We start from the raw sequence: 6639 nt of genomic DNA, 5'->3' as shown, positions 1-6639 counted from the left end.
TCTAACTAGTTAGAAGTATTTATTATATGCTTAAAAATAATTCATCCTATAATCCTATTGAATTATCTCAATCTTCTAAAAAAATGGTGTTTTTAAAGGATGATAGTAATAATCAATAATAATAATTAAGCGTTTACAATTAACAAAACAACTAAATAATTCTAATTTTTGCACCATGTGCATAATATTTGTTTTACTCTTTTTTCTATCTGTATTATTCTGAATTCTTGTTATTTTTCATCTTTGTTAATTTTCATTGTTTTTTTATTTCCCTCTTGACTTATTACCGGAGACTTTTTAAAAGTTTTTAATCTTAAAGCATTTAATAATACAGATACTGAACTAAATGACATAGCTGCAGCTGCAATCATAGGACTCAATAATGGACCAGCAAAAACATGTAATAAACCTGCTGCTATTGGTATTCCTGCGGTATTGTACCCAAATGCCCAAAATAAATTTTGCTTAATATTTCTTATTGTTGCCTTACTTAATTTTATTGCTGTAACTACATCCTCAAGATCACTTTTCATTAAAACTATATCTGCAGATTCAATTGCTACATCTGTACCAGAACCTATTGCTATACCCACATTTGCTTGTGCTAAAGCTGGTGCATCATTTACTCCATCTCCAACCATAGCAACTATATTTCCATCATTTTGTAACTTTTTTACCTCATTAGCTTTATCTTGTGGTAATACCTCGGCAAGGACTATATCTATTCCCACTTGTTTTGCTATTGCTTCAGCTGTTTTTTTATTATCTCCAGTAATCATTGCAACTTTAATTCCCATTTTATGTAGTTTCTCAATAGCTTTTGCACTAGAAGGTTTTACAGTATCCGCAACAGCTATAATTCCTTCTAATTTTCCATCAATAGCTATAAACATTGGGGTTTTACCTTCATCTGCTAATTTACTAGCTTCTTTGCTTAAAGTTATTTCTATATTTTTATCTTTCATAAGTTTTAAATTTCCTAGATAAACATTCATATTATCAATTTTTACTTCAATACCATGTCCTGGAATTGCCATAAAACTATCTACTTTTCTCAAAGTTTTTCCTTCTGCTGCTTTTACTATAGCTTCACCTAAAGGATGTTCTGAACCTTTTTCTGCTGATGCAGCTATTATTAATAATTCATCTTTAGAATATTTTCCAGATGTATAAATATCAGTAACCTTAGGTTTTCCTTCTGTAATTGTCCCAGTTTTATCAAATACAATAGTATTTATTTTATGAGTAGTTTCTAATGGTTCTCCACCTTTTATTAAAACACCATATTCAGCACCTTTACCTGTTCCTACCATTATAGCCGTAGGAGTAGCCAATCCCAATGCACATGGACAAGCTATAACTAATACTGAAATAAATATTGTTAAAGCAAATATTTGCCCAGCGCCTGATAAATACCAAGCTATCGCTGCAATTATTGCTATTGATATTACTATTGGTACAAAATATCCTGAAATAACATCAGCCATTTTTGCAATTGGTGCTTTTGAACCTTGTGCATCTTCAACTAATTTGATTATTTGAGCTAATGCTGTATCTTTTCCAACTTTAGTTGCTTTAAATTTTATACTTCCATTTTTATTAATAGAACCACCAATAACCTTATCATTTACATTTTTTTCTACTGGAATACTTTCACCTGTAAGCATTGATTCATCAACAGAAGTGTATCCTTCAATAATAATTCCATCAACAGGAATTTTTTCTCCAGGTTTAACTATTAAAATATCTCCAACCTCTACTTCATCAACTGGAATTTCTACTTCTTTTCCATCTTGAAATACTAAAGCTGTTTTTGGTTGTAAGCCCATTAACTTTTTAATTGCTTCTGAAGTTCTACCTTTTGTGACACTTTCAAGATATTTACCTAAAAGAATTAATGTAACAATAACGCCAGCAGTTTCAAAGTATAAGTCATTTGCATATTCTGTATTACCTAAATAAATTTGTATTGTTCCAAATAAACCGTATAATATTGCCGCTGAAGTACCTATTGCAATTAATGAATCCATATTTGGACTTAACTTAAATAAATTTCTAAATCCTATTGTATAAAATTTATATCCTGCTATAACTATTGGAATAACTAATAATAATTGAATTAATGCAAAATTAAAAGGATTAGTTTCTGGATTAATACTCACAGGTAAATTTAATCCTAACAAATGTCCCATTGAAATATACAGTAATGGAATAGAAAAAATTGCAGAAACTAAAAATTTTCTCCACAATGTTTTAATTTCTTTTTCTCTTCTTTCTTTTTCAAAATCAACGCTATCTTTAGAATTAACCTCTAATGGTTTATATCCTGCATTCTCAATAGCTTTTTTTATTTTTGATAATCTAGTTACATTTGGATCATATGATACAACAGCTTTTTCTGTTGCAAAATTTACATTTACCGTTATAATTCCATCAAGCTTATTAATTTCTTTTGTTATTGCATTTGCACATGATGCACATGTCATTCCTTCAATAGGTATTGTAACCGTTTTCTCTTTCATATGCTCTTCTACATCATACCCAACATCTTTAATCGCTTTTTTTATAATTTCTTCATCAACTTTTTCTGGATCAAATTTTAATGAAAGTTTTTCTGTTGCAAAATTTACATTTGCCTTTTCTATACCTTCTATTTTTCCTAATTTTTTTTCTATAGCTGTTGCACAAGAGGTGCATGTCATTCCAATAACATTTAATTCTTTTTCAATAACTTTCATAATAATTCCTCCTTTTTTTATATCCACCCCCTATACGGGGGGATTAATTGTATTATAACCCTTATAAGTTACATAATTATAAATATTATTGATATACTGTTTCTAAATATATAATGTTATATTAACTATTTTTCAATTAATTATTTTCTAGTTGACATTTTCATACTGTAATAGTATAATATTACAGTGAGGTGATATATTATGTGGTTTTATATAGATTTTCATTCACATATTCCTGTGTATGAACAAATAAAAAATAAGATAAAAGAAAAAATTGCAAAAAACGAAATAAAAGAAAATGAATATATTCCATCTATTAGAGTTTTAGCAAAAGAAATTGGAGTAAATTTAAATACTGTAGCAAGAGCATATAGAGAATTAGAACAAGAAGGAATTATTCAATCAATTAGAGGATCTGGATATGTTGTTATTGGAATAAATAAAGATGAAATGATTAATGACATAATGGAAGAATTTAAAAAAGTAGCATTATCTGCAAAAAATTTGAAAATAGAAAAAGAAAAACTGTTTGAAATTATAGGTGAAATATATGATTAATGATAAAATACATGATAAATATAAATGGAGGTGAATTATGATATTAAAAGTTGATAATTTAGTAAAAAAATATGGGGATTTAATAGCTGTAAATAATATATCTTTTGAAATTACAGATGGAGAAATTTTTGGACTATTAGGTCCAAATGGAGCTGGTAAAACCACTACATTAAAATGCATATTAGGCTTAAGAAAAAATGATTCTGGTAATATACATATTAATGGAAAAATTGCTTATTTACCAGAAAAAAAAGAGTTATACAAAAGATATACTATAGAAAAAATGATAGAAATAACTAATTCTACTACATATAATTTTTCAAAAGAAAAAGCATATAATTTAATAAACGAATTTAAATTAGATAAAAAAACAAAAATATCTAATTTATCTCATGGAATGCTAACTCAATTATATATAGCATTAACTCTTGCCCAAGATGCTGATTTATATATTTTAGATGAACCAACCTGGGGATTAGATCCTATAATGAGAAATAATATATTAGATTTAATACGGGAATTAACATACAATGGAAAAAGTGTGTTATACACTAGTCATATACTATCAGAAGTAGAAAAAATTGCAGATAGAATTGCAATAATGTCAAAAGGAATAATATTGGAAAATGATTATTTAGATGATATAAAAAAGAAGTATTCAGCTATAACATTACCAAAAAACAAAAAAATAAATGGATACCTTTGGAAAAAATTAGAAAATGAAAATGTATGGATTGTAAAAAACAAAGATGGAGAAAAAGTTACTATTGATGATATATTTGAAGCTATTGTAAAGGGGGAATGGGAATGAAAAAAGAATTATTAGACATAAAAACTAGAGCAATTAGTATTTTAATAATTATTTTAATACTGTTCTTTTCATTAGCTCCTTTTCAAAAAGCAATACTCGGAATATTAGAAGAAAATAAAGAAGTAATTGAATTATATGCAGAAAAATTTGGAGCATTAGCTGTAGTATCTCAATTAAAAGATTGGAATATATATATATTCACACAATGGTTTGGAAAAAATTTTGGCCAAATGATACCTATTTTTGCAATTATTTTAGCATTTCCCCTTTTTTCAAAAGAAATAGAAAATGGAACTATGGAATTCTTATTAGTTAGAAAATCTCGTGATTATGTATTTTATTCAAAAGTATTTTCAAGTTTAATTGTTGGTTTTAGTCTAATCATTATTGGTAGTATATTACCAATAATATACTCTTTCTTTGTTGGAAAATATTTTTTAAATGAATATGCATTAAAATATATTGTTCATGGTTTAATTACTGTATGGTTTTGGAATAATATTACAGTATTCTTTTCAATTATATTTAATGATCAGGTTAAACCAATATTATCATCTGCTGGATTATTAACAATAACCACTGCGCTTGGATTTATAAAACCATTAAAATGGTTAAATACATATAGTTATGCATTAGGTGGAAAAATATTTTCTGAAGGGAAAATAAATTTGGTATATTCAGGAAGTTTATTTGTTATTGGTGGATTTATACTATTAGCAAGTTATTATGTATTTAAAAACAAAGAAATTTAAAGGGGATGATTTTATGAAAAAATTAATTGTTATTTTAGTATTAATACTATCAATAGTTGGATTTTCAAAGTATCAAAATACAGCTATTAATTATCTAAAATATTTATACTCAAATAAATATGATAAAGCTATTGATATGAGTACAGAAATTATGAAAAAACAATTACCAGAATCAAAATTAAAACAAACATGGGAAACAATAGAAAAAGCATATGGAAAGTTTCAAGGTATGGAAAAAATAGATTTTACCAAAAATGGTGAATATGAAGTATATATAATTACATCAAATTTTGAAAAAACTAAACTATCTATAATTATTAGCGTAGATAAAAATGGTAAAATAGCAGGATTATTTTTTAATCAAGCAAAGAATTATGTATATAATAATCCAAGTTATGTAGATACTTCTAAATTCAATGAAATAGATATAACCTTAGGTGAAAAGTGGAAATTAAATGGAAAATTAACTGTACCAAACAGAAAAGAAACATTTCCTGCAATAATTTTAGTCCATGGATCTGGTCCAAATGATATGGATGAAACTATTGGGCCTAACAAACCATTTAAGGATTTAGCATATGGATTATCTTCTAATAACATTGTTGTATTAAGATATGATAAAAGAACAAAAGTATATGGAGATAAAATGAGTAAAATAACATTGAACGATGAAGTATTTGAAGATGTAAATTATGCTATTAAATATTTATCAAAATTATATTATGTTGATAAAATATATATATTAGGTCATAGTTTAGGAGGGTATTTAGCTCCATATATTGCAAAAAATAATGAAAGAATTTCTGGTATAATATTAATGGCAGCACCAGCTAGACAATTAGAAGAATTAACTATAGAACAATTGGAATATTTAAAAAAATTCGAAGATGCTGAAAATATTAAGGTTTATGATATTATAATTGAACAATTAAAAAAGACTAGAAATAATGAATTAGATAACAATGTAAATGTACTTGGAGCACCAGTATATTATTATAAAGAATTAAGAGAATATATGCCTACTAAATATTTACCTGATTTAAATATACCAATTTTAATATTACAAGGAAAAAGAGATTACCAAGTAACAAAAAAAGATTATGATATATTAAAAAAATATGCTAATAACTCTAAATTATATGATGATTTAAACCATTTATTTATTAAAGGTGATGGGGATCCAAATCCATATGAATATTATAGCGAAGGTCATGTTGATGAAAAGGTTATAAAAGATATTGTTGAATGGGTAAAAAATAATTGAAAGGGGGAATTTTTATGATAGTAACAACAACAGAAACTATTCCTGGATATGATATTGTAGAAGTTTTAGGTATAGTAGTTGGCAATACAGTACATTCAAAGCATATAGGTAGAGATATAGCTGCTGCTTTTAAAACTTTAGCTGGTGGAGAATTAAAAGGATACACTGAAATGCTTACAGAAGCAAGAAACGTTGCATATGAAAGAATGGTTGATGAAGCTGAAAAATTAGGAGCTGATGGTATTATAGGCATGAGATTTTCTAGCTCTGCAGTAATGCAAGGTGCATCTGAAATGCTTGCATATGGTACTGCTGTTAAATTAATTAAAAAATAATAATTTAATCTTTTTGTTTGAATTTGTTAATGTTTATTAATATTATGTATTATTTGTATTATAATTAATAATAATCAGAAATAATCAATTCTAATCAACTATAAACATTATTTTCTATTTTTTTATTATATGTTATTATAGCATTAAATAATAATAGAGAGTCTCCGGTAATAAGTCAAGA

Annotated in this window: 6 protein-coding genes; 5 read left to right on the top strand and 1 reads right to left on the bottom strand. The window is 26.2% G+C overall.

The features are described 5' to 3' along the window. Positions 1-230 precede the first annotated feature (230 nt). Positions 231-2738, bottom strand: a complete 2508-nt coding sequence (locus AS160_RS09895) for a heavy metal translocating P-type ATPase (protein ID WP_165148422.1) — start codon at positions 2736-2738, stop codon at positions 231-233. Between the two features lie 201 nt (positions 2739-2939). Here AS160_RS09895 and AS160_RS09890 point away from each other — a divergent pair, with 201 nt between their 5' ends. The 5 genes from AS160_RS09890 to AS160_RS09870 are packed head-to-tail and all read left to right on the top strand — an operon-like array spanning position 2940 to position 6458. After that, positions 2940-3296 (top strand): GntR family transcriptional regulator, encoded by a 357-nt coding sequence (locus AS160_RS09890; protein ID WP_165148419.1) that lies wholly within the window; start codon positions 2940-2942, stop codon positions 3294-3296. 37 nt (positions 3297-3333) lie between these two features. Beyond that, positions 3334-4107 carry an ABC transporter ATP-binding protein gene (locus tag AS160_RS09885; RefSeq protein ID WP_165148416.1) on the top strand — a complete coding sequence of 258 codons (774 nt, stop codon included), beginning with the start codon at positions 3334-3336 and terminating at the stop codon, positions 4105-4107. Continuing rightward, positions 4104-4859 (top strand): ABC transporter permease subunit, encoded by a 756-nt coding sequence (locus tag AS160_RS09880; protein ID WP_165148413.1) that lies wholly within the window; start codon positions 4104-4106, stop codon positions 4857-4859. Before AS160_RS09885 ends, AS160_RS09880 begins: the two co-directional genes overlap by 4 nt. A gap of 13 nt (positions 4860-4872) precedes the next feature. Further along, positions 4873-6123, top strand: a complete 1251-nt coding sequence (locus tag AS160_RS09875; RefSeq protein ID WP_165148410.1) for an alpha/beta fold hydrolase — start codon at positions 4873-4875, stop codon at positions 6121-6123. Positions 6124-6137: 14 nt separating this feature from the next. Then, entirely contained in the window at positions 6138-6458 is a 321-nt protein-coding gene (locus tag AS160_RS09870) for a heavy metal-binding domain-containing protein (RefSeq protein WP_165148407.1), read from the top strand. Positions 6459-6639: the final 181 nt, after the last annotated feature.

Origin of the sequence: Marinitoga sp. 38H-ov (genome assembly GCF_011057715.1) — a bacterium.
Classification (GTDB): domain Bacteria; phylum Thermotogota; class Thermotogae; order Petrotogales; family Petrotogaceae; genus Marinitoga.
The sequence above is the reverse complement of the archived record's forward strand: the minus strand, read 5'-3'. Positions and strand labels throughout refer to the sequence as shown.

What these genes read in the sequence shown, in the direction of transcription:
- AS160_RS09895 (WP_165148422.1), bottom strand. Translation starts at nt 2,738, where the DNA reads ATGAAAGTTATTGAAAAAGAATTAAATGTTATTGGAATGACATGCACC.
- AS160_RS09885 (WP_165148416.1), top strand. Translation starts at nt 3,334, where the DNA reads ATGATATTAAAAGTTGATAATTTAGTAAAAAAATATGGGGATTTAATA.
- AS160_RS09875 (WP_165148410.1), top strand. Translation starts at nt 4,873, where the DNA reads ATGAAAAAATTAATTGTTATTTTAGTATTAATACTATCAATAGTTGGA.
- AS160_RS09870 (WP_165148407.1), top strand. Translation starts at nt 6,138, where the DNA reads ATGATAGTAACAACAACAGAAACTATTCCTGGATATGATATTGTAGAA.
- AS160_RS09890 (WP_165148419.1), top strand. Translation starts at nt 2,940, where the DNA reads ATGTGGTTTTATATAGATTTTCATTCACATATTCCTGTGTATGAACAA.
- AS160_RS09880 (WP_165148413.1), top strand. Translation starts at nt 4,104, where the DNA reads ATGAAAAAAGAATTATTAGACATAAAAACTAGAGCAATTAGTATTTTA.